This is a genomic window from Candidatus Rickettsiella viridis, from assembly GCF_003966755.1.
Classification (GTDB): domain Bacteria; phylum Pseudomonadota; class Gammaproteobacteria; order Diplorickettsiales; family Diplorickettsiaceae; genus Rickettsiella_B; species Rickettsiella_B viridis.
Genome location: NZ_AP018005.1, coordinates 494,981 through 518,045 on the forward strand (window position 1 = coordinate 494,981; position 23,065 = coordinate 518,045).

General features: G+C 40.8%; 20 protein-coding genes, 2 tRNA genes, 1 other RNA gene and 1 pseudogene. 11 read left to right on the top strand and 13 right to left on the bottom strand.

Going from position 1 to position 23,065, the window contains the following annotated elements; genetic code table 11:
- Window positions 1-34: 34 nt before the first annotated feature.
- Window positions 35-349 carry a DNA-binding transcriptional regulator Fis gene (fis, locus tag DMP02_RS02330; protein WP_126322487.1) on the bottom strand — a complete coding sequence of 105 codons (315 nt, stop codon included), beginning with the start codon at window positions 347-349 and terminating at the stop codon, window positions 35-37.
- A 338-nt stretch (window positions 350-687) separates the two neighbouring features.
- On the opposite strand from fis, the gene dsbD reads away from it, so the two are divergent.
- A complete protein-coding gene (gene dsbD, locus DMP02_RS02335; protein WP_232019595.1) occupies window positions 688-2,265 on the top strand; it encodes a protein-disulfide reductase DsbD in 1,578 nt (525 codons plus the stop codon).
- Window positions 2,266-2,387: 122 nt separating this feature from the next.
- On the opposite strand, the gene DMP02_RS07330 is transcribed toward dsbD, so the two are convergent.
- The 4 genes from DMP02_RS07330 to DMP02_RS02350 form a co-directional block, all read right to left on the bottom strand.
- Window positions 2,388-2,840: a DMT family transporter gene (locus tag DMP02_RS07330; RefSeq protein WP_232019596.1), complete on the bottom strand. Its 453-nt coding sequence runs from the start codon at window positions 2,838-2,840 to the stop codon at window positions 2,388-2,390.
- Between the two features lie 45 nt (window positions 2,841-2,885).
- Window positions 2,886-3,308: a DMT family transporter gene (locus DMP02_RS07335; protein WP_232019597.1), complete on the bottom strand. Its 423-nt coding sequence runs from the start codon at window positions 3,306-3,308 to the stop codon at window positions 2,886-2,888.
- 4 nt (window positions 3,309-3,312) lie between these two features.
- The gene (gene parC / locus DMP02_RS02345) at window positions 3,313-5,571 is read right to left on the bottom strand and encodes a DNA topoisomerase IV subunit A (RefSeq protein WP_126322488.1); all 2,259 of its coding nucleotides are present in this window, start codon (window positions 5,569-5,571) and stop codon (window positions 3,313-3,315) included.
- 211 nt (window positions 5,572-5,782) lie between these two features.
- Complete coding sequence (locus DMP02_RS02350; protein WP_172593964.1) at window positions 5,783-6,376, bottom strand: acyloxyacyl hydrolase; 594 nt, start codon at window positions 6,374-6,376, stop codon at window positions 5,783-5,785.
- Between the two features lie 227 nt (window positions 6,377-6,603).
- Here DMP02_RS02350 and rpmE point away from each other — a divergent pair, with 227 nt between their 5' ends.
- Both rpmE and DMP02_RS02360 read left to right on the top strand, forming a co-directional pair.
- A complete protein-coding gene (gene rpmE / locus DMP02_RS02355; RefSeq protein ID WP_126322490.1) occupies window positions 6,604-6,858 on the top strand; it encodes a 50S ribosomal protein L31 in 255 nt (84 codons plus the stop codon).
- Window positions 6,859-6,973: 115 nt separating this feature from the next.
- Entirely contained in the window at window positions 6,974-8,263 is a 1,290-nt protein-coding gene (locus DMP02_RS02360; protein WP_126322491.1) for an MFS transporter, read from the top strand.
- A 90-nt stretch (window positions 8,264-8,353) separates the two neighbouring features.
- On the opposite strand, the gene DMP02_RS02365 is transcribed toward DMP02_RS02360, so the two are convergent.
- On the bottom strand, window positions 8,354-9,547 hold the full coding sequence (locus DMP02_RS02365; RefSeq protein ID WP_126322492.1) for a pyridoxal phosphate-dependent aminotransferase: 1,194 nt from the start codon (window positions 9,545-9,547) through the stop codon (window positions 8,354-8,356).
- A 188-nt stretch (window positions 9,548-9,735) separates the two neighbouring features.
- Between DMP02_RS02365 and uvrB the strand changes: the two are divergent.
- From uvrB to rplT, 6 genes and pseudogenes are all read left to right on the top strand, one after another.
- Window positions 9,736-11,720, top strand: a pseudogene (gene uvrB / locus DMP02_RS02370) (excinuclease ABC subunit UvrB).
- 427 nt (window positions 11,721-12,147) lie between these two features.
- Window positions 12,148-12,222 (top strand) — tRNA-Val (locus tag DMP02_RS02375).
- A gap of 15 nt (window positions 12,223-12,237) precedes the next feature.
- Window positions 12,238-14,193, top strand: a complete 1,956-nt coding sequence (gene thrS, locus DMP02_RS02380) for a threonine--tRNA ligase (protein WP_126322493.1) — start codon at window positions 12,238-12,240, stop codon at window positions 14,191-14,193.
- Between the two features lie 32 nt (window positions 14,194-14,225).
- On the top strand, window positions 14,226-14,789 hold the full coding sequence (infC, locus tag DMP02_RS02385) for a translation initiation factor IF-3 (RefSeq protein ID WP_126323483.1): 564 nt from the start codon (window positions 14,226-14,228) through the stop codon (window positions 14,787-14,789).
- A gap of 37 nt (window positions 14,790-14,826) precedes the next feature.
- Window positions 14,827-15,021 carry a 50S ribosomal protein L35 gene (gene rpmI / locus DMP02_RS02390; protein WP_126322494.1) on the top strand — a complete coding sequence of 65 codons (195 nt, stop codon included), beginning with the start codon at window positions 14,827-14,829 and terminating at the stop codon, window positions 15,019-15,021.
- 31 nt (window positions 15,022-15,052) lie between these two features.
- A complete protein-coding gene (gene rplT, locus DMP02_RS02395; protein WP_126322495.1) occupies window positions 15,053-15,409 on the top strand; it encodes a 50S ribosomal protein L20 in 357 nt (118 codons plus the stop codon).
- Window positions 15,410-15,484: 75 nt separating this feature from the next.
- On the opposite strand, the gene DMP02_RS02400 is transcribed toward rplT, so the two are convergent.
- The 6 genes from DMP02_RS02400 to DMP02_RS02425 all read right to left on the bottom strand — a co-directional run bounded on the left by DMP02_RS02400 (window position 15,485) and on the right by DMP02_RS02425 (window position 19,199).
- A complete protein-coding gene (locus DMP02_RS02400) occupies window positions 15,485-16,204 on the bottom strand; it encodes a hypothetical protein (protein WP_126322496.1) in 720 nt (239 codons plus the stop codon).
- A 111-nt stretch (window positions 16,205-16,315) separates the two neighbouring features.
- A complete protein-coding gene (gene recR / locus DMP02_RS02405; protein WP_126322497.1) occupies window positions 16,316-16,924 on the bottom strand; it encodes a recombination mediator RecR in 609 nt (202 codons plus the stop codon).
- Between the two features lie 32 nt (window positions 16,925-16,956).
- Entirely contained in the window at window positions 16,957-17,316 is a 360-nt protein-coding gene (locus DMP02_RS02410) for a YbaB/EbfC family nucleoid-associated protein (protein ID WP_232019600.1), read from the bottom strand.
- Between the two features lie 80 nt (window positions 17,317-17,396).
- Window positions 17,397-18,974: a DNA polymerase III subunit gamma/tau gene (gene dnaX / locus DMP02_RS02415; protein WP_126322498.1), complete on the bottom strand. Its 1,578-nt coding sequence runs from the start codon at window positions 18,972-18,974 to the stop codon at window positions 17,397-17,399.
- Between the two features lie 28 nt (window positions 18,975-19,002).
- Window positions 19,003-19,099, bottom strand: an RNA gene (ffs, locus tag DMP02_RS02420) — signal recognition particle sRNA small type.
- A 10-nt stretch (window positions 19,100-19,109) separates the two neighbouring features.
- Window positions 19,110-19,199 (bottom strand) — tRNA-Ser (locus DMP02_RS02425).
- A 294-nt stretch (window positions 19,200-19,493) separates the two neighbouring features.
- Between DMP02_RS02425 and DMP02_RS02430 the strand changes: the two genes are divergently transcribed.
- Both DMP02_RS02430 and DMP02_RS02435 read left to right on the top strand, forming a co-directional pair.
- A complete protein-coding gene (locus DMP02_RS02430; protein WP_126322499.1) occupies window positions 19,494-21,068 on the top strand; it encodes a peptide chain release factor 3 in 1,575 nt (524 codons plus the stop codon).
- A 45-nt stretch (window positions 21,069-21,113) separates the two neighbouring features.
- On the top strand, window positions 21,114-22,328 hold the full coding sequence (locus DMP02_RS02435) for a response regulator (protein ID WP_126322500.1): 1,215 nt from the start codon (window positions 21,114-21,116) through the stop codon (window positions 22,326-22,328).
- On the opposite strand, the gene minC is transcribed toward DMP02_RS02435, so the two are convergent.
- Window positions 22,325-23,047, bottom strand: a complete 723-nt coding sequence (minC, locus tag DMP02_RS02440) for a septum site-determining protein MinC (RefSeq protein ID WP_126322501.1) — start codon at window positions 23,045-23,047, stop codon at window positions 22,325-22,327. The genes DMP02_RS02435 and minC overlap by 4 nt on opposite strands.
- Window positions 23,048-23,065: the final 18 nt, after the last annotated feature.

Genomic DNA, 23,065 nt, shown 5'->3' on the forward strand with positions numbered 1-23,065 from the left:
AAGAAGCTGAATCTAATTAGATATTCATGGTTTGTTATGCAAGATCATATTGTTTTAATTTTTTGCGCAGCGTACCTCGGCTAATCCCAAGCAATTTTGCTGCTCTGGTTTGGTTGCCTCGGGTTTGTTGTAACACAATTTCTAGTAACGGGTATTCAACCTCACTTAAAACGAGTCCATAAAGATCCAGTTTAGGTGGTGTAGAAGACAAGTTATTTTCAGTCGTTAAATGTGAAAAATAATTTTCTAATGCCCGTTTCACGTAAGTTTTTAAGGGTTGTTGAGCGGTATCTGTGCTAGGACTAGCTTGAATGGATAGAACGGGTAGTTGATCAATTGCATTTTGCATATACAGTATCCTTTGAATCTTGACTAGGTCAGAGGAGTTCCCATGATATAGTAGGGGCGATGCGGGGACAAGCGTATTATAGCAATCATTTTAATTTTTTTAGGGATAATGTGAAGAAGCTTGAGCATTAAGCCCAAGATTTTAAAGGTTTAGTGCTAGAGCACTTAGAAACTAGGATTGGTTTTTTATAAAATCACTCTGTTTTTCATGACTATTTTATTGGTTAGCTAGAAAAATCTTCTGAAAAGGACTATCTATTTAAGGGGAATAAATCCGGTTTGAGGCTTTCAGGATTCAACGGGTTTTCTAGGTTATTGCTTATCTAAAGAGGACGTATTTTGTTATTTTTTTCTAAATTCATTAAAATTTTCGTATTAGGGTCACTATTAGGCGGGGTATTCACTACCAGCTATGCAGACGAACCTCTACCGGTGGAACAGGTTTTTCAAGTAACAACCAAGCAACTCGATGCCCAAACAATGTCAGTTCACTGGGCTATAAAGCCGGGTTACTATCTTTATCGTGAAAAAATGCATTTTGAGAGTGATCAACCTATAAAATCTGTGGTTTTACCGCCGGGTATTCCTAAACACAATAAATTTCTCAATAACTATCAAGTCTATCAAAGTGGAACGACCGTTTTATTAAAGTTTATTCATCCTTTAAAAAATACCTTAAAGCTTAGCATCCATTATCAGGGCTGCGCAGCGGCTGGTTTTTGCTATCCGCCGGTTACTCGCCAATTGACTTTATCTTTGCAGAAGGGAGTAGGTACGAGTCAATCGACAGCAAAAGGCGAGCAAGGCAAAGCAATGCGTTTATTGGCTAGCCATAATATTGGCTTAATTTTATTAGGTTTTTTTGGTTTTGGTTTATTGTTATCACTAACCCCTTGTGTTCTTCCCCTGATCCCGGTGTTATCCGCCATTATTTTAGGCCAGAAGCAACAATTAACGACGCTAAAAGCTTTTAGTTTATCGTTAACCTATGTGCTCGCAATGGCGTTAACGTATGCGCTGGCAGGTGTTTTTGCTGGGTTAGCCGGTAGTTATTTGCAATCGTTTTTACAAAGTCCGTGGGTGATTATTTTTGTCAGTTTAGTGTTTGTATTCCTGGCTTTTTCTTTATTTGGTTTTTATGACTTACAGCTTCCGGCCAGTTGGCAGGAAAAACTAAATAATTTAACCAATCGTCAACAGGGAGGAAATTATTGGGGTGTTGCCTTGATGGGTTGTTTATCCACGTTGGTTATTTCGCCTTGTATCACAGCGCCGTTGGTCGGTGTATTAACGTATATTGGGAATACCGGTAACGCGGTGTTAGGTGGTTTTGCGTTGTTTATTTTAGGTTTGGGTTCGGGTGTGCCCTTGTTAATTATTGGTACCTCCGCAGGGAAATGGTTACCTAAATCGGGTCCTTGGATGAATGGGGTGAAAATAGTCTTGGGGATAATGATGTTAGTTATGGCTGGCTGGTTATTATTACGCATTGTTCCGCAAAATTTACAGCCTTTTAATGGGTTTAAATCACAGCAAGCTGCGGTTAATGGTAATTTTCAGGCGATTAAAGGTATTCCGGATCTCAATCGAGCGCTGATTAAAGCGAAACAAGAAAATAAACCAGTATTATTAGATTTTTATGCGAACTGGTGTATATCGTGCAAAGAAATGGAGCATGCGGTATTTCCTGAATCGCAGGTGAAATCGTTGTTATCTCGTTTTATCGTATTACGTGCTGATGTCACGGCAAATGATGCTATTGATAAAGCATTAGAGAAAAAATTTAATGTGATTGCGCCACCGACGTTTTTATTTTTTACGCCGGATGGTAGAGAATTAAATGAGCAAAGGATAGTGGGCCAATTAGGTCATCAAGCGTTTGCCAAGCATTTGCAGCAGGTTTTATCCTCTAAATAGAGGTAGCATTATCGTCATGGCGAGCGAATGAAATGAGTGTGGCCATCCAGGTTAAGATTGCCGCGCGCCTACGGCGCTCGCAATGACGGAAATGATAGCTATTTAATGCAGTTCGCTTAGATTCAAGGCGTTGGTTGAAGGCGTCTGTTTTTGGGTAGTTGTATTAAAATGACGCCTAATAAGATCGTAATAATGCCTAAACCTTCTGTCCATTGTGGGCGATTGTGGAAGAAAATAAAATCCCACAGTATCGCCATAATAGGGACTATATACATGACTGCACTGGCTCGAACGGCATCCCATTCTCGAATCAGATGGTAGTAAATAATCCAGGCTAAGGCGGTAGAAAATAAACCCATATAAATGCTGGCTACCCAGAGTAAAGGCGTATGCAGTAGCAAGATTTTGCTAGGTAAACTTTCAAAGCAAAGCGAAGCCAGTATTAAAAAAATTAAGCTGGCCCAATGTTGATGATAGATATTGGCATAAAAAGCTAATTTGATCTTGCCAGATAACATACGTTGATTGAGTAAATTTCCTATCGCATAGCTAATCGCCATCAACAGTACAGACATTGTGCCTAATAAATAGGTATGTGTATTGTTAAAGTGCAGCATAGGCTAAAAGATAATACAAATACCTAATAAACCAGTGGATAAACCGATGCCTTTCAAGGGTGAAAAGTTTCTTGTTCTAGGCGAAGTGAGGCTAAATAATAATGTCCAGATAGGAACGGTTCCATTTAATATGCCGGCTAAACCGGATGAAATGTGTTGTTCGCCCCAGAATAGAAAGAAAAATGGAATCCCCTGTGAGAAAAGGCCCATAATCCAAATGCGCCAACGGATGGAAAACGGCACGGCTACCTTTTTCCTCAAACAACATAACATAATGGTCAGGAAAAATAAGGCCAATCCAACGCGTAACGCGGCTCCAAAAAAGGGCGGAACGGTATTGACCACTTCTTTAATAGCAACAAATGAACCACCCCAAAACGAGGCGAGTAAGAAAAACCAAAGATAATTAATGTGTTTATTTAACATAAAATCAACGGGTAGGAACGGCTAGCTGATCAAGCTTTTGTAACCCACGTGGTAGTTTGTGACCGCGTTGTCCACGTTTTCCTCGGTAATGGGCTAAGTCCGACGCTTTTAAGGTAACTTGTCGTTTTCCTGCAATGATATCCAGCGAACTATTTTTGCTAGGTAATACAGCGATATCGATGACAAACTCTTCACGCTGTTCTAATTTTTCCGTGGGTATTTGTATTATTTTATTTCCTTTACCTCGAGGCAAAATCGGTAACTCCTTGGCAGCAATTATTAATAAATAACCGCTGTTTGTTACAATGGCAAGATAATTATCTTCAAGATTATCTATCCATCGTGGTTGTAGTACCTGACTTTGTGTCGCTAATTTTAATAAATTTTTGCCATTACGATTTTTAGAATAAAGCTCACTGATTTGGGTGATAAATCCGTAACCGGCATCGGATGCGACTAAAATAGATTGTTCAGGGTTGCCGGTGATCATGGCTTGGAAGTTAGCACCAGGAGCAGGGTTAAAGCGACTGGTTAGCGGTTCACCACTACTACGTGCAGAGGGAAGGGTATGAATAGGGGTTGAATAGCTGCGTCCCGTTGAATCGATAAAGACAACCAGTTGATTGTTACGGCCTGGAATAGCCATTTTAAATGAGTCGCCGGCTTTGAAGTTTAGGCCGTTGACATCAAAGTCGTGACCTTTGGCGGCACGTATCCAGCCGCGTGTAGAAAGAATAACAGTGACGGGGTCGGAAGGGATAATTTCTGTTTTTTGAATCGCTTGCGCGGCGTTGCGTTGCACAAGCTTTGAGCGGCGTTCATCGCCATACAGTTTTGCATCTTTTTGTAATTCATCACGAATAAGACGTTTTAATTTTGCGTTAGAAGCAAGGATTTTTTCTAATTCATCACGTTCAGCAGTCAGGTTTTTTTGTTCGGTGCGTAGCTTAATTTCTTCAAGCTTAGCCAATTGACGTAAACGTATTTCTAAAATGGCATCGGCTTGTACATCACTTAATTTAAAGCGTTTAATTAATTGTGCTTTGGGATCATCATGTTGTCGAATAATTTTAATGACTTCATCGATGTGAAGGTAAACGATCAGAAAACCTTCCAATAAATGCAGTCGATTTAAAATTTTCTCTAAACGAAATTCTAAACGTTTACGAACCGTTTGTTGTCTATACTCTAGCCATTCTTTTAAAATAGTTAACAGATTTTTGACGTGTGGACGCCCATCAAGGCCGATCATGTTGAGATTAATGCGGTAGCTACGTTCTAAATCGGTACTTACAAATAAATGGCCCATTAAGGCTTCGGTGTCTACACGATTTGAGCGTGGCGTAATCACCAGGCGGGTGGGGTTTTCATGATCCGATTCATCACGTAAATCTTCAATGAGCGAAAGCTTTTTTTCACGTATTTGTTCGGCAATTTGTTCAATAATTTTTGCACCGGATACTTGATAAGGTAAAGCGGTAATAATGAGTTGACCGTTTTCTTCTTTATAAACAGCACGTGCACGTACCGCGCCTTGACCTTGTTGGTAAATTTTACGAATTTCATCGGCGGGGGTGATAATTTCAGCCGCGCTTGGAAAATCAGGTCCTTGAATATGATCAAACAGATCGTTAAGTGTTGTTTTGGGATCATCGAGTAAACGAATACAGGCGCTGACGATTTCTCTAAGATTATGCGGAGGAATATCGGTTGCCATACCTACCGCAATACCCGCTGCACCATTTAAAAGAATATTGGGCAAGCGGGCTGGTAAAAGATGCGGTTCTTCTAAGGTAGCATCAAAATTAGGAACCCAATCGACAGTACCATCCGCGAGTTCTGAGAGTAAGGCTTGTGCATATTGGGTGAGGCGTGATTCGGTATAACGCATTGCGGCGAAGGATTTAGGATCATCTTGTGAGCCCCAATTTCCTTGACCATCGACGAGTGGGTAACGATAGGAAAAAGGTTGTGCCATTAATACCATAGCTTCGTAACAGGCGACATCACCATGTGGGTGAAATTTACCCAGTACATCACCCACTGTGCGCGCTGATTTTTTATATTTTGCTACAGCGGTTAACCCTAATTCTGACATGGCGTAAACAATACGACGTTGTACCGGTTTTAAACCATCACCGATATGCGGTAATGCCCGATCAAGAATGACGTACATGGAATAATCAAGATACGCTTTTTCAGTAAAAACACGTAACGGTTGATGCTCAGTAGTAGATAATTCAGTGGTTTTTGTCTTGGCCATGGCTAAGCCCCTTTAGCAAGGATAGATCCCATCCAACTTGTAAGTGTGTGCAGTATAAGATGCTTAATAGATTTTACAACACTTGGCTTTTTGAAGTTATTGAAAAAAGCTCGTCATTGCGAGCGCATAGTGCGTGGCAATCCAGTAATATAGTTTAAATTTTTTCCTGGATGGCTGCGGCCTTTCGGCCTCGCCATGACGTTGTCTTCTATTAATTAAATTCATACCCCAAACTAAATAAATGTTTTACGTCGATGCCTTGATTGGGCGGTAGTAGATGCGCATTAGAGTAGTGTACGTAGTGGTAGCTCAATGACCAGGCATGGGTTGCTTTCCAGCGCAACCCTATGCCGAGTAAATCCTGGAAGGCGAATTGACCGCCTAAATCTCGATGTCCAAAGTGATTATTGGATAGTAGGCTAGCGCCTATCCCCAGCTCTAAATAGGGTTGGGCGTATAGAAAGTAAAATTTTTGCGTTTGTAATCGGATGACAGGTGAGATAGCCGCAATAGAAATATGCTGTGGCTGGTTCGCTAGCGGCGGGTTGTTTGTCCAACGAGCAAGGCTCAAATCCCAGTAGCCTGTTAAATTGAGGGCTGATTTAGGAAACCCTACAAAGGGCCAAAAATCTTGTAGCGCTATTCTATAGCCTTCTAAATGGTCAGGTTTTCCTGTCCCATAAGAAAGGCTTAATCCAGGCTGGAAGGCAAAAGCTTTCTTAGGCCAAAAGCAAACAAAAATAAGGGCGATAATTAGGCTGGAAAGACGGAGTTCTTTATTTGTGTACAAGCTTGTTTTTAGCAAAATAGACCTATCCTTTTGTCTCAATGAGTTTCATCTCACAGGCGCTGCCAAGGGCTACCGTTCCATGGTCTTTTTGTCCAAAAAAGGCTTACTTTTTAGTGCTTTAACCACTTTTATATCTGAATTTATCTCCGATGAAAAGTCTTTTTTCGTAAGCAAAATTTTGTTTTGCAGTTCCTTCTGTTATAATGCCGCCCTAATTTGTTTTCAAGGGATATAAAAATTATATGCAGCAAGATATCCATCCAGGTTATGAAGTGGTTACGGTGACGTGTAGCTGTGGCAATAGCTTTAAAACTCGCTCTACCTTAGGCGATGCAAATCTTTCTATAGAAGTTTGTGCGAAATGCCATCCTTTTTATACGGGTAAGCAAAAGATTGTTGACTCCAGTGGGCGTATTGATAAATATAAACAGAAGTACGGAAATCGTTCCTCTAAAGCGCCTTCTGCTAAGTCCAGCGATACTGCAGAAGTTGCTTAATCTCTTATCATTTCATTGAATCGGCTTGCTTCTGAATTAGGTACTTACATTAAGTGCTTAATTTAGGGACAAAGCTAGCCTAATTTACTAATTATTATAACGGTGGGGTAGATTTATGCCGAAAAAGCCTATTAGCTTGTTTCCCTGGTTAGTATGTGGTTTAGGAGCCCTTTTCTACTGTTATGAATATTTTTTGCGAATCTTACCGAGTGTTATGACGGAAGATTTGCTAAAAATGTTTAGTATCGGTGGGGTTGCCTTTGGTAACTTAGTGGCCTTCTACTATTACGCTTATACGCCAATGCAATTGCCGGTTGGTATTATGATGGACCGATTCGGTCCGCGTAAATTATTGGTATTTGCATCCTTAGTCTGTGCCTTAGGCACTTATTTATTTGCTCACCATTTTTTGCCTACGGCACAAGTCGGTCGTTTTTTAGTCGGATTTGGTTCGGCGTTTGCCTTTGTAGGTGTTCTAAAACTCGCTTCCCTTTGGTTTCCCCCTTCGCGTTTTGCTTTTATTGCCGGTATGGCTACCTCGCTCGGTATGGTTGGGGCTATGATTGGTGATATTACCTTATCAAAGCTGGTCGTTTCTATAGGCTCTAATACCACACTCTATCTTGCTGCTGTTGTCGGTGTGGGTTTAACCATCGTTATGTGGCTGGTGATTCCAGAAACGAAAGCGGTTAAAACAGCGGCGGCGTCTGCATCATCTAAATTAAGCTACCGGGAATTTTTTCAGGCGGTTTTTAAGCTATGTAAAAATCCTCAAATGTGGTTGATTGGTATCATAGGAAGCCTTTTATATTTATCACTTTCTGGTTTTGCAGAGGTTTGGGGTATTCCTTATTTAATACGTGTGTATGGTTTATCAAATGTTTCGGCAGCAACGGCTATTTCCTTTGTATTTCTAGGCTGGGCGATTGGAAGTCCGCTGGTGGGTTGGATTTCAGATAAAATGGGTAATCGACGTTACCCGATTATTCTAGGTGCTTTATTAGGTGCGGTATTATTTTCATTGATTATTTATTTCCCTAGTATGTCAACCCATTCCCCTAGTATGTCAACCCATTCCCTGAAAGTGTTACTTTTTACGTTTGGTGTTTGTAGTTCGACACAGATTATCGTTTTTCCTATTGCAAGAGAACTTAACGTAGCCGCTTTAGCAGGAACGGCGATTGCTGTGATTAACTCTTTAGTCATGTTAGGCGGCGCATTATCACAACCGTTGATAGGAAAAGCGTTGGATGTTTTAACCGGCGTGCATGTCAAAGGCAATTTAATGGCATTTTCAACAACAAGCTTTCAACATGCGCTGAGTATTATTCCTATTGCATTTCTTGCTGCAGCAGCACTGACATTTCTTGTCAAAGAAACGCGCGGTACGATCGTTAAACAATAAAAGATATTACAAAAACTCGTCATTGCGATTGCCACGCGCATAGCTGTCATTGCGAGCGAAGCGCGGCAATCGCAATGACACAAGTAGGTTTTATTTGAAGTCTTTCAATGCTTCTCTTAATTTAGCTAATGCATTTTTTAGATTAATATCATCGGTAGCAAAAGAAAGCCGTAAATGTCCTGGCGCGCCAAAAGCTGAGCCCGGGACAGTAGCGATATCCGCTTTGTTAAGCAAATAATCCGCGAGTTTATAGTCAGAACTAAATGCTTTTCCTTCACCGATAAAGTGACGGAAGGAAGGGAAGCAATAAAACGCACCCATCGCCGCTAAGCAGTTTACGCCAGGAATAGCATTAAGCCCTTCAGAAAAAAACTGATGTCTTTGCTGATAAATCCTGTTCATTTCGCGTACGCAATCTTGATTGCTTGTTAATGCAGCTTTTGCAGCTACTTGAGCAATGGAGTTAGGATTGGAAGTGCTTTGAGATTGTATATTGGTCATGGCCTGGATGATTTCTTTAGCGGCAGCGGCATAACCGATGCGCCAACCCGTCATTGCATAAGCTTTTGAACAACCATTTAATACAATGGTTCGCTCATAGAGTTCAGGACATACATTGACTATATTCTCAAATGCTTGCTTTCCCCAATAGATATGTTCATAGATATCATCCGTTAGAATAAAAACCTGTGGGTTTTTTAATAAGACGGCTGCTAGTTCGCTAAGTTCCTCACGCGTATAGACCATACCGCTTGGATTTGAGGGGCTGTTGATAATCAATAGACGCGTTTGCGGCGTGATGGCTTTTGTAAGTTGCTCCGCGTTAATTTTTAAATGCTGTTCTATAGTGGTGGATATAAAAACAGGTTTTGCTTCGGCCATCAGTGCCATATCAGGATAAGAAACCCAATAAGGCGCGGGAATAATAACCTCATCACCTGGATTTAATAGGGCTTGCATGAGGTTGTAAATACACTGTTTAGCGCCGCTAGAAACAATAATTTGATTCGCGACATAGCTTAATTGATTTTCATGCTTAAATTTATCAATAATCGCTTGTTTTAGGCTGGCGATGCCATCGACGGCAGTGTACTTAGTACAACCTTGATCAAGCGCCTGATGCGCGGCTTGTTTAATCAATTCAGGTGTATCGAAGTCAGGTTCACCCACTGTGAGGTTGATAATAGGTCTTCCCGAGGCCTTTAGACGATTAGCTGCTGCTGAAAGACTTAAAGTAGGCGAGGGTTTTATCTGCGCAACACGGCGCGAAAGCATTATTTTCATAGAATGAGCTAGCTGAGTTTAAAATAAAGAGTTAATTATTCATTTAATGGCGCTATTATCGGCGAGAGATTAATAATAAAGCAAGTTTGGCTTTTTCAGGCTAGATAGGTTATATACCCATTCGACCTTAGATAGCCTAGATTTAGTGCGCTATGATTCAGTTTCTCGTTTGATTAAGAGCAAGTCCTATGTCAAAACCCTTTGAATTAGTTTCAGATTTTAAACCTGCCGGCGATCAACCGCAGGCCATTAAAGGGTTGCTACAGGGTTTAGATGCGGGTTTAGCTCATCAGACATTACTCGGTGTTACCGGTTCGGGTAAAACCTTTAGTATTGCGCATGTGATACAAAAAATACAAAGACCCGCCATTATTTTAGCGCCTAATAAAACATTAGCGGCACAATTATATGGTGAAATGCGTGCTTTCTTTCCTAATAATGCGGTGGAATATTTTGTTTCGTATTACGATTATTATCAGCCAGAAGCGTATGTGCCTACAACGGATACGTTTATAGAAAAAGATGCGGCCATCAATGAGCATATTGAACAGATGCGTTTGTCGGCGACTAAATCTTTATTAGAGCGTCGCGATGTCATTATTGTGGCGACGGTTTCCGCTATCTACGGTTTAGGTGATCCAAATACATATATCAACATGATGTTGCATGTTCGCCGCAGCGATAAAGTCGATCAACGCTTTATCTTGCGACGTTTGGCTGAATTACAATATACCCGCAATGATACGGATTTTCGTCGTGCTAATTATCGTGTGCGTGGTGATGTTATCGATATCTATCCGGCAGAGTCCGCTGAAGAAGCCGTACGTATTGAATTATTCAATGATGAAATTGAAAACTTAAGTTATTTTGATCCGTTAACGGGTGAATTATTAAGGCGAGTGCCGCGTTTGACCATCTATCCCAAAACGCATTATGTGACGCCACGGGAACGTATTCTACAAGCCATAGAGTTTATTAAAGTAGAACTAAAAGAACGCTTAGCTCAACTTAAGCTGGCTAATAAATTGGTGGAATATCAACGTTTAGAGCAGCGTACCCGATTTGATATTGAGATGTTATTGGAATTGGGTTATTGCAATGGTATTGAAAACTATTCACGTTATTTATCCGCGCGTGATCCGGGTCAACCGCCGCCTACCTTGCTGGATTATTTACCTCGCGATGGTTTGATGGTGGTGGATGAATCCCATGTCACTATACCGCAGTTGGGCGCTATGTATAAAGGTGATCGTTCCCGTAAAGAAACCTTAGTAGAATATGGATTTCGTTTACCTTCCGCCTTGGATAATCGACCGTTACAATTTCAAGAGTTTACAGATTTCGCGTTGCAGACGATTTATGTTTCCGCAACACCGGGTTCTTACGAATTAGAACATTCAGGTGCGGTGGTTGAACAAGTGGTGAGACCCACCGGTTTAATTGATCCGGCGATTGAAGTGCGTCCTGTTGCCACGCAAGTAGATGATTTGCTTTCTGAAATTCATCAACGTGTGGCGTTAAAAGAGCGTGTTTTAGTCACCACACTGACCAAGCGTTTAGCCGAAGACTTAACTGAATACCTTGCTGAACATGATGTAAAAGTACGCTATCTACATTCGGATATTGATACGGTGGAACGGGTAGAAATCATTCGTGATTTGCGTTTAGGTAAATTTGATGTATTGGTGGGGATAATTTACTGCGTGAAGGCTTAGATATGCCAGAGGTTTCTTTGGTTGCTATTTTAGATGCAGATAAAGAAGGTTTTTTACGCTCAGAACGTTCACTCATACAGACCATTGGTCGTGCTATTCTTTACGCCGATAAAATGACCGGTTCGATGGAGCGGGCAATAGGAGAAACCGATAGGCGTCGTGAAAAGCAACAAGCCTATAATAAAAAGCACCATATTACGCCCAAAGGGATTGCTAAAGCGGTGCATGATATTTTAGAAGGCGCGCGATCCGATGTGTCAACTAACAAACAAGATCTTCTCAAAGTGGCTGAAGAGCAAGCCTACTATGCCGCTTTACCACCAGAAGAGTTAGTAAAAAAAATTAAACAATTAGAGCGCGAAATGTTGCAACACGCCAAAAATATGCAATTTGAAGATGCCGCGAAAGTAAGAGATCAATTAAAACTTTTAAAAGAAAAAATAATAGGGATTGATTAATGTGAGTAAAGGAGTAGGTTGCTGTACTTAGTGAGTTAAGTAAAAAAGATTCACTTTTCTCTTTTGTTGTTCAATCACCTATTCGACCTAGTTAGATAAGCTACAGTATTTATTACCTACCTACTCTTCATTAGAAACTAGCCGAATTACCACGTCTGATGCCTAATTTAAAAAGTGTTGCATCGCGAAAACAACAATGCTATTTTCTCCTCCTTTACAAACCCCAATTAATACAAATTAATCGTGCGTTTTATATTCTTTATATGGCATGTAAAATAATGGCACGAGGGGTGGCGCCTGGGTACGCTTTCTTTTGTGACGTAAGACATCAAAAAAAGCGTATCCGGGTGACAGGACCCCGAGTGGTTATAGAGCAAGGTTACTGTTGTGATCCTTGTAAAAGAATAAATGCACGATTAATGACGATAGGCACGTAGCTCAGTGGTAGAGCACCACCTTGACATGGTGGTGGTCGGTGGTTCGATCCCACTCGTGCCTACCAAAAATTTTATATGTTATGCCCCTTATTACCTTACTCGATTCAAAACAGCTGACTTTTCCTGAGCCTATTACAGCTTATCAAGTCGCTACTGAAATCAGTCCTGGTTTAGCAAGAAATGCTATAGCCGCGGCCGTCGATGGACGGCTTGTTGATCTTTCTTATGTGATCGAATCCGATGTGGCATTGCGCATCCTCACTGAACGCGATACCGAATCACTCGAGGTTATTCGGCATTCTACTGCCCATTTGCTAGCCCATGCGGTCAAACAATTATTTCCTCAAGCACAAGTCACGATTGGACCCGTCATCGAAAATGGGTTTTATTATGATTTTGCGTTTGAGCGTCCTTTTACACCTGATGATCTTAAGCAAATAGAAAAGCGCATGCAGGAATTAGTCAAGCAAGCGTTGCCGGTGAAGCGTTTTACGCTTTCTAGAACAGAAGCCATTGAACGGTTTCGCAAGATGGGAGAGGAATATAAAGCCAAAATCATTGAAGCTATTTTTGAAGGCGAAGTATTGTCGCTTTATCAAGAAGGCGATTTTGTTGATCTTTGCCGTGGTCCCCATGTACCCAATACCAGTAAATTAAAGGTTTTTAAATTAACGCGTGTAGCCGGTGCTTATTGGCGTGGTGATGCTAAAAATGAGATGTTGCAGCGGATTTACGGCACCGCTTGGTTCACCAAGGATGATTTAAATGCCTATCTACAAGGCATTGAAGAAGCCGAAAAGCGCGATCATCGTAAATTGGGTAAACAATTAGAATTGTTTCATATCCAAGAAGAAGCACCGGGCATGATCTTTTGGCACCCTAAAGGCTGGGGTATTTATCAAATCATCGAGCAGTATATTCGAAAACGCTTAGAAAAATGTGGTTACCAGGAAATACGCACGCCACAATTACTGGCCCGTCAGCTATGGGAACGTTCAGGCCATTGGGATAAATTTTTTAAAGAAATGTTTACTACCCATGCTTCTGAGAATACCGAATTTGCAATCAAGCCTATGAACTGTCCGGGTCATATTCAGGTTTTTAACCAAGGCTTGAAAAGCTATAGGGATTTACCCTTACGCTTCTCTGAGTTTGGTTGTTGTCACCGTAATGAGCCATCGGGTGCATTGCATGGCTTAATGAGAGTGCGTGGTTTTGTGCAAGATGATGCACATATCTTTTGCACCGAAGAACAAATTCAATCGGAAGTCGCGGCATTTATAGACTTACTTTATGATGTGTATGCGGATTTTGGGTTTAATGAAATCTTGCTAAAATTAGCGACTCGCCCTGAAGTACGTGTCGGTAGCGATGAAAGCTGGGATAAGGCAGAGCAAGCGCTAGCCCAGGCCTTGAATGATAAGGCGCTAAAATGGGAATATTCAGTCGGCGAAGGGGCTTTTTATGGGCCTAAAATAGAATTTTCTTTAAAGGACTGTCTGGGACGTATTTGGCAATGCGGGACGATTCAGGTTGATTTCTCTATGCCGGGTCGCTTAGGCGCTGAATATACGACAGAACAAGGGGAGCGTAAGACGCCAGTTATGCTACACAGGGCTATTTTAGGCTCTTTTGAGCGATTTATAGCGATTCTTATCGAACACTATGCCGGACATTTTCCGGTTTGGTTAGCGCCTATACAAGCCGTTGTTATGACGATTACGGATAAACAAAATGATTATGCCAAGGCGGTGGCTCAAGAATTAGAGTCTCTAGGGCTTAGAATAAAGTTAGACTTGAGAAATGAGAAGATCGGCTATAAAATCCGCGAGCATAGTTTGCAGAAAGTCCCCTACCAACTGATTATAGGCGATCAAGAAGTACAGGCAAAACAGGTTAATGTACGTAGACAGGGGGGGGGTAATTTAGGTAGTATGTCCTCCCCTCAGCCTCTTTCTATGTCCGTTCGCGAGTTCGAACAGATAGTGAAGAGAGAAGGGCTTGTACAACGTAGTAGAATTGATGCGGAGAAATAATTATTAGCAACGAAAAAGTGATTCAGCAGCCAGTGAGGCCAAGGCCAGGGGGCGCGTATCAACCTAGAACAGGTAGTAGCAATACAAAGAAAGTAAGAGTGAATGGGGAAATTCGAGTTCCTCAAGTCAGGTTAATAGGTCCTGAGCGTGAACAATTAGGCGTTCTTTCTTTAACGGAAGCATTACGTCAAGCCCAACAAGCCGGTCTTGATTTAGTAGAGATTGCGCCAACGGCGGCACCACCTGTTTGTCGTATTATGGATTATGGTAAATATCTCTTTGAGCTTAATAAACAGAAAGCAGCGCAAAAGAAGAAACAAAAAAGGATTCAGTTAAAAGAAGTTAAATTTCGACCCGTGACAGAAGAAGGGGATTATCAGGTCAAGCTACGCAACCTGATCCGTTTCCTAGAACAGGGCGACAAAGCTAAAATTACCGTGCGGTTTCGGGGTCGAGAAATTGCACACGTCCATTTGGGTACTAAGCTGATTGAACGCTTAGAAAAGGATCTCGCTGCTTATGCTGCGATTGACGATAGACCTAAGATGGAAGGGAAGCAAATGGTTTTAGTAGTTAGCCCTAAAAAAACGAAGTAACAAATATTTAATAAATAAGTAATGCGGAGAGATTATTATGCCAAAGTTAAAAACCCATCGAGGGGCTGCTAAGCGCTTTAAGCCAACAGCTAAAGGTTATAAATGTGCTCAATCACATCATAACCATATCCTGACTAAGAAAGATACCAAGCGCAAACGAAACTTGCGTCAAACAAATTTAGTTCACCCAAGTGACGTACGTTCTGTTGATCGTATGCTGCAAGGTTCTTAAAATAATTAGAGGTTGATAGAGGTTTAATACCATGGCAAGAGTAAAACGAGGGGTCACTGCTAGAGCCCGACATAAGAAAATTTTAAAAGCAGCAAAAGGTTATAAAGGCGCGCGTAGTCGCGTTATACGGGCTGCAAAACAAGCGGTAACAAAAGCAGGTCAATATGCTTACCGTGATAGAAAGCAGAAAAAACGTGATTTCCGTGCATTATGGATCGTGCGTATTAATGCGGGTGCGCGTGAAAATGGTTTATCCTATAGCCGTTTAATTGCAGGTTTAGCTAAAGCAGAGATTGCAGTTGATCGTAAAGTATTAGCTGATTTAGCCGTAACTGACAAAGCAACCTTTGCTCAGTTGGTAGAAAAAGCAAAACAAGCGTTAATTTAAGGCATTATCTTTTCAATTCCGATAGCCCCACTCTGGAAAGTTTGGCTATCGGATCTATCTTATATCTATCCAAATTTAAAGACGGAAATAGCTTTTTTTTGCAGGCGCTGCTTCTTGGCTTTTTTCTAGGTCGATTTTTTCTAAACACTCGCCTAACAGTGTATTTTTTAAAGCAGCATAGATTTTGTTTTGCTGGGAGGCAGATAGTGACGTTAAAATAGCATGTAAATTTTCTGCTGTTTTTGATGTTACATCGTGTAAAGTTTTTATTTTGTCTAGGATGATGGCGTGGTCTAGCGTTTCAGCGCAGTAATAAGGTTTTTGAACCTTTTCCAACTCGAGCAAGCTGTTCTTTATTTGTAAGAGATTTTCAGATGATTGTTGTAATGAATGTATATTTTTAATTTGCGAAAAATAATCCGTACATAAATTAGGTATATCGAGTGAATAAGATAAACTATTTATTAGATTCAAGAGAAAAGGGTTACCATTAATATACAGGCCTTTCTTAACGTGCAAACACGTGGGCATGTTTTCTTTTTTGCTATCGTCATAACAGACTGGAATTATTTTTTTATACTTGCTAATAATCGTATTGTCGAGAAAGGGTATATCTACATTAGGTCCCTTGGGACATATTACAAATAGGGTATCGTTTTCTTCTAATTCCTCGACAAAATAGTCGGAATATTTAAAATTTTTTATTGGGCCTTTAAAACCGACTACTTTTATTAGTTCTTCAAGTTTTTCTCTTTGTAATTTAACATCTTCATTAGATAGTATAATAACTTTCATGTTTCTCTTTCCTTTTTTATTAAACAAAATCTAATATAGTATATATTTATTATGTCTATATGTATATATTTTTTGATTTGAAAGGGATTATTAATCTACAATTGCTTAATTTTAAGAATTTTCTGCAATTGTGATCCGTGAGTGAAGTGATCGAATGATAGTATTGCCATCTATAAATTCAAGCTCACTACCTAAGGGAACACCGTGTGCGATGCGACTTGTTTTAATGTGGTGTTGTTTAAGCAATTCAGCAAGATAATGCGCCGTGGCTTCTCCTTCTACCGTAGGATTTGTCGCTAGAATAACTTCTCTGGGAGGATGCGTATGGATACGCTGAATGAAGTGTTTAATGCCGATTTCTTCAGGCCCAATCCCATCTAAAGGGGATAAGCGCCCCATAAGCACAAAATAATAACCATTATAGCTAGCGGTTTGCTCAATGGCCATGACATCAATCGGGGTTTCAACCACACAAAGCAGATCACTATCTCGATTGGGATTTGCGCAAAGCGTACAAATCTGTGTTTCGCTTAAACTACGGCATTGCTCACAGTGGCCAATTTTTTGAATCGCTTGCTCTATGGTTTTTGCTAGCGCCAAACCTTCGGGCCTTGCTCTTTCTAGCAAATGGAAGGCCATGCGTTGAGCAGATTTAGGGCCAATGCCCGGCAAACAACGCAAATGTGTCATCAGCTGTGTGATCAGAGGACTGAAGGCCATGCAAACGTTCCCTCATTTATACAATAGAGTATTTAGCTTTCTATTGCACTATCGGTAAATTTAGTTTGAATTTGCGCGGTCAAATCGGTTAATTTTTGTCGCGAAGCTTTTTCAATTTTTTGCAGTGCATTATTAAATGCGCCGATTGTCAATTCTTCTATAATCTTTTTAGTTTCTTCTAATAAAATAGGATCAAGAATTGCTTTTAGTAAACTAGGATCAAGCCACATAGATTTGGCAGTGTGTCGGCCATCCATGTCAATCTTAACTAAACCACCACCCGTTTCACCGGTGACGACTATTTTTGCTAACTCTTCCTGAGCCGATTGCATTTTCGATTGCATATCTTGTGCTTGTTTTAAAAGGTTATTGAGATCAACTTTCATATTCATCGTTATTTTCCTCTATTATTTAAGAATATTAATTTTTCGGGATCCCACACTTTCGCGCAGGATGACGATCGGAACCCGCCTTAGTTTTCATCTAAAAACTGTATCGACTCAGGCTGTAGTTTAGCATCAAATGTTTTGATAATCGCTTGTAGCGTCGGATCTTCTTGTAAGTTTTTTGTGGTTTCCTCGAGTCGTTGTGCTTTTTGCTGTTGTTCGTAACGTGCAGGCGTTAAAAGATTATCACCTCCTAGGCTGATCGTTAAGCCGATGGGCTGAGCAAAGTGTTTAGAAAGCGCCTGTGCTAATCTTTCTTCCTGCTTGGGCGTGTGTAATGCGGTTTGTTTTGGATCCAGTAATAATTTAACTTGATTGTTGGCATATTTTTGTAGAACACATTGACAGGCAAAGGTGTAGCTTAAGCCGGTTAAATTTAATTGTTTAACCAGTGTAATCCAGTCTAGTGCCGATTTTTGTTGTGTTTTATCGAGTTTATTATTTTCGATTGATGGTCGATCTTTTGCAAGAGAAACCACGGCAGGCGCTAACGATTTTGTTACAGGCGATTGATTTTTTTCAGCTGGTTTGATGGGGTTGAAGGCTAGCATTCTTAATAACATCATTTCAAAACCCAAGCGAGGCGTAGGTGCAAGCGATAAGTCACGCCGACTTAGTAAAGCGATTTGATAGTAAAGCTGTGTATCTTCAGCAGAAAGTTGTTGTGCTAGCGGCTGAATACACTCATTTTCTTTAGTCATGCTAGCAGGGAGTACCTGAATAAGTGCCATCTGATGTAAATGCGTTAAAAGTGCATCAATCACTTGTAAAAAATCGGCGGCTTGTGCATTGAGTTTTTCTACGATGGTCCAGAGTTTAACCGCATCCTGTAAGATAAGTGCTTCAAGTAATTCGGTTATGTCAGTAGTGGCTACACTTCCCAATAAGGTTTTTATATCTTGTTCGGTAATCGTTTGCTTGGCATAAGCGATAGCTTGATCTAATAAGCTGAGGCTATCACGTAGGCTTCCTCGGGAGGCCTGAGCAAGAATCTGTAATGCATTCAATTCATAAGGGACTTGCTCATTTTTTAAAATCGTTTCTAAGTGCTGGCTAATTTGCTCCACAGACAGTGCTTTTAAATGAAATTGTAGGCAACGCGAAAGAATAGTGGCAGGCAGGCGCTGTGGATCGGTCGTTGCTAATAGAAAAACTACATGCGGTGGCGGTTCTTCGAGTGTTTTTAGTAAGGCATTAAAACTGTGGGAAGACAGCATATGCACTTCATCGATCAGATAAACTTTGTAACGTCCTTGGCTAGGCGCATAGTGAATGTCGGCAAGTAGGTCACGTGTATCTTCTACTTTGGTACGTGAAGCCGCATCGACCTCAAGCAGATCGGTAAATCGATTGGCATTGATTGCTTGGCAGGCTGAACATTGATCGCAGGGCTCAGCCGTTATTTTTGTGGCACAGTTTAAGCATTTGGCAAGCAGTCTTGCTAAGCTGGTTTTCCCCACGCCACGAGTTCCTGTAAAAAGATAAGCGTGGTGAATGCGTTGGCTATCAAGGGCGTTTTTTAGGATACGACAAGTGGATTCTTGGCCCACCAGTTGAGTAAAAGAACGAGGTCGATATTTTCTAGCAAGGACTTGGTAACTCATACTTTACAATCACCTTGAGTGGCGGCGGTTATACCAGCCTTACTTCGGCACCCGCACCCACAACTACCGCTGCTTCCTTCCGGATCTGACGGGGTTCGTTGCTTCGCGCTGCGAAGGGACCCATATAACCACCATTGGCGGAGAGGGCGGGATTCGAACCCGCGGTAGGGGTTAACCTACACACACTTTCCAGGCGTGCTCCTTAAGCCGCTCGGACACCTCTCCCATAAGAAAGGCGCCCAGGTTAAACTAGAATAAAGATTTTATCAAATATAGATTTTAAATCGTCATGGCGAGCGAATGAAATGAGCGTGGCCATCCAGTCGGCATATTTTTTTAGTACCAAGCATTTTTTTATGCTTATTAAATATGGCCTAGATTGCCGCGCGCCTGCGGCGTTAGCAATGACGAATAAAATTTTTTTACGATTAAATTTTAAACACTTTTATAGAGAGTCGTGTAGAATTATACCATCCTTATTTTATATATCACCCATCCATTTTATAGGCTAGAGCCCGAATGTTAGAACCTGAAATACAAGCTAGACGGACATTTGCCATTATTTCGCATCCGGATGCGGGTAAAACCACGCTCACGGAAAAGCTTTTGTTGTGGGGAGGGGTAATTCAGTTAGCGGGTACGGTGAAGGCACGTAAAGCGGCCCATCACGCTACGTCTGATTGGATGGCACTGGAAAAAGAGCGTGGTATTTCGGTCACCACATCGGTGATGCAGTTTCCTTATCAGGGTTGTATTTTTAATCTGTTAGATACGCCAGGACATGCTGATTTCTCAGAGGATACCTATCGTACCTTAACCGCCGTTGATTCTGCTTTGATGGTGATTGATGCCGCTAAAGGTGTTGAGCCGCGAACGCAAAAATTGCTTGAGATATGTCGTTTACGCCAGATACCTATTTTAACTTTTATTAATAAAATGGATAGAGAAGCGCGACTGCCTATAGAACTATTAGATGATATTGAATCTACATTGGGAATCAGTTGTGCACCGATGACCTGGCCTATCGGTATGGGGAAACAATTTAAGGGTATTTATCATATACCCGAGGACAAGATTTATTTTTATGCATCTTCCAGTAATTTAAAAAGAAAAGAAGGTGAATGTTTCTCTGGGTTAGATGATCCTATCGTGAAAGAGCGCATTGGATTTTTATATCAAGAATTACAAGATGAATTAGCCCTGGTGCGGGGCGTATGTCCTGTATTTAATGAACAAGCTTATAGAGATGGTAAATTAACACCGGTATTTTTTGGTTCAGCTATTAATAATTTTGGTATACAAGAATTACTGGCTGCTTTTGTTAAGTTTGCGCCTTTTCCTCAGTCCAGGCAGGCGGATACACGTTTAGTCAAACCCGAAGAACCAAGTTTTAGTGGGTTTGTATTTAAGATTCAGGCGAATATGGATCCGGCACATCGAGATAGAATTGCCTTTTTGCGTTTATGTTCTGGAAAATATACTCCGGGAATGAAGTTATACCACGTACGTACACAGCGCGAATTAATGGTTAATAATGCGCTTACCTTTATGGCAGGTGATCGTAGTCGTGCCGATGAAGCCTGGCCAGGCGATATCATTGGGTTGCACAATCATGGTACCATCCGAATTGGCGATAGCTTTACCGCGGGTGAAACCTTGAAATTTATAGGTATTCCTTCTTTCTCGCCTGAATTATTCCAACGTGTACGTTTAAAAGATCCACTGAAATCAAAAGCTTTGCTAAAAGGTTTAGTGCAATTATCAGAAGAAGGTGCAATACAAATTTTTCGTCCGCTGGCGAGCAGCGATTTAATTTTAGGTGCGATTGGTGTTTTACAATTTGATGTCGTTGCATACCGCTTAAAATATGAATATAAAGTGGAATGTGCTTATGAACCGATCAATGTTGTAACCGCACGTTGGGTTAGTTGTCATGATGCGAAACGATTAGAAGAATTCAAAACCAAGGCATTGATGCATCTGGCTGTCGATAGTAAAGAAAATCTAGCTTATTTAGCGCCAAGTAATGTCAATTTAAATTTGACGATAGAGCGTTGGCCAGAGATTCACTTTTCTAAGCTTATGGAAGTTTAATTATCGGGGAATAGTGATTCAGCAGTTGATGAGAAGGAAACAATAATGCAAAAAGATAAAGGTTTGTTGTCCTCGGCCATTAAAATTGCACGAGAGGCAATAAAAGCTGAGCGAGCTAAATCCGAATTGATTGCTAATTTAAGCTATGAATTACGTACCGCGCTGACTAGCATCATGGGTACAGCACAACTTTTAACAATGGATTGCTTATTACCTACCCAGCAGCAATATGTCACGGATATTCTTAATGTCAGCGATGCTATTTTACCATTAGTTAATAGGCTGTTAAATCTTTCTGAACAAGAAACGCAGCAAATGAGGCAGAGTGCGCGTCCTTTTAACTTAAAAACTTTATTAGAAAAAGTGATTAAGCAATTATTATTCCAAGCGAAGAGTAAAGGGTTGCAGGTTTTGCTGGACTATCCTAGCCATGTTCCTGTTAATGTCATCGGTGCGCCGGATTTGATCTATCAGATGGTGATACATTTAAGTCATTATTTGATGAAAAATATGCAACATGGTTCGATTGTAATACAAGTAAATTGCGAACAAAGTCAGGATGAGCAAGAGCCAGATCAGTTTAAATTGAGTATTAAAGATGGTGGGCAAGGGATACAAAAACAAGATTTAATCCGATTAAAGGCGTGCTTAGATCAGTTTGACCCCAGTTATATACGTGACTATAGAGGTATCGATTTGGGCATGTCAATTACACTAACGTATATCAAGTTGCTCAATGTCACTTTAGAAATAGCAAGTGAAGCAGAGAAAGGTGGTTTCTTTGTTTGTAACATACCGTTGCGGCGAATTATAAATAGCCTGGATGAAAAAATAGAGGTACAGCCTAAAAGCCTATCATTGGGGACGAGTGAATTACGCATTTTATTGATCGAAGATAATAATCTTATTCAACGAGTTTATAGGGCTGTATTAGAATCAATAGAGGGTTGTTCTGTAGATAGTGCTATGAATGCACAGATGGCGTTGGAATATTATATGCAATACTCGTATGATTTGATCTTTATGGATATTTGCTTGCCAGATAGTTCTGGTATAGAACTGACACAAATTATTCGGCAGCAGGAAGCAAAAGGAGAACGAATACCTATTATTGCTATCACAGCACATGGTGATGCAAAAGATAAAACAAGATTTCTTGCGGCAGGTATGGATGAAGTAGTGATTAAACCGATTAGTCTAGAAGCAATCATGTCTATCCTGGAAAGATGGACATCCCTAACAACCTTATCTTTAGCTTAATTCAAGGTTTTTATTTGTAGACGCTCTTGATGTAGCGAAATATGTACGCCGTCTTTGGCTAAAGCTTGGGTTTGTTCCAAGTCATGTAAATCTTCGCTTAGCCAATAATGACCTGCGATAGCGACTAATTCGGCTTCTAAGTGTTTGCAAAAAATGTGTGTATTTTGATTGCCAGTGACACCTGCTAACGCACGACCTTTTAACCGGCCATAAATATGAATGTTTCCATCCGCTAATAACTCTGCACCCGGGCTGACTGAAGCAAGTACAATTAAATCAGCGTTTTTAGCATAAATTTGTTGGCCTGAACGTACCGGTTGAGTAATCAGTTTGGCGGTAGCTGTAGGGGCAGATGAAGGCTTCGGCGTTGTATCGGTATTTTCTAATTTGACATTAGGTAAAATAGTCAGACCTGCTTGAATGGCTAATGTTTGTTGTTCCGCATTACCACCTCGAATGCCAACTGGAATAACACCCGAACGACGCAAACAACTGATGATGCCAGGGAAATCAATGGTTTGTTCAGCATTATTTTTTAACGCTGAGAAATCGAGAATAACAGGGAGCTGTTGGAAAAAATGCGGTGTTTGTTCAATTAAAGATTTTAATTGTTGTTGTATAAACAAAGGATCCGCATTAAATAAATGCAAGGTCGTCAAGGTAAACAGACTTGCTTTTAATTTAAAGCTTTCTTTGGATGCCCCCATTAAACTGTTCATGAAATGTTCACCTGTGGT